An 838-nucleotide genomic window follows, 5' to 3' on the forward strand; every position below is an offset into this window, starting at 1 on the left:
CGGCGGCATCGCGCTGCAGGTCACGGCCGGCAACCTGGCCATCGACGCCATCACCGGCGGCGCCTCGGCCGCGGCCGTGGGCAGCGCCTCGGGCACCGTCTCGCTGGTGGCCAACGGCCTGCTGACGCTCAGCGGCAGCGTGCAATCCACGGGCGGCAGCATCAGCCTGCGCTCGGCCACCGCGTCGGTGACGCTGGCCGCGGGCGCCGCCATCGCCACCGGCGGCGCCGGCACCCTGGACGTGCAGGCGCAGACGGACGTCAACCTGGCCGACGGCTCGGTGCTGCGCACCGACGGCGGCAACGTGCGCGTGCAGGCCGTGGCCGGCACGCTGACGCTGGGCCTGGTGGACGCGCGCACCAGCGCCGACCGCAGCGGCACGACCCTCACGCAGCAGTCGGCCACCAACGGCCACTGGGGCGACGTGAGCCTGCTCGCGGGCACCTCCGTCCTGGACAACGCGAGCGAAGCCATCGCCAACGCGGTGGACGTGTATGCGCGCAACCTGCGCCTGGTGGCCGGCAGCGGCAGCCTGGGCGTGGGCAGCAATGCGCTGGAGACCGAGGCGGCGCTGCTGAGCGCAGCGGCGGCCACCGCCGCCAGCGGCGGCGTGTTCCTCACCGAAGCCACGGCCCTCACCGTGGGCACGGTGGCGGACCTGAGCGTGGACCGCATCGGCCTGGGCAGCACCGGCACGCAGACGGATGCAGCCACCAGCGCCTTCACGTCTGGCGGCGCCCTGGTGCTCACCACCCTGGCGGGCAGCCTGAGCGTCAACAGCGCGGCCAGCGCCGGCGCCAACCTGCTGCTGCAGGCCGGCGGCGCGGCGTCCGACCTG

The 838-nt window shown here is 75.5% G+C and carries 1 protein-coding gene; it reads left to right on the plus strand.

The window, feature by feature from the left end; genetic code table 11:
* Positions 1 to 838: hypothetical protein (locus NS331_RS26920; RefSeq protein WP_193758205.1), on the plus strand; the 838-nt coding region annotated here is incomplete at both ends.

Origin of the sequence: Pseudacidovorax intermedius (genome assembly GCF_001476815.1) — a bacterium.
GTDB classification, from domain to species: Bacteria; Pseudomonadota; Gammaproteobacteria; order Burkholderiales; family Burkholderiaceae_C; genus Xenophilus; species Xenophilus intermedius_A.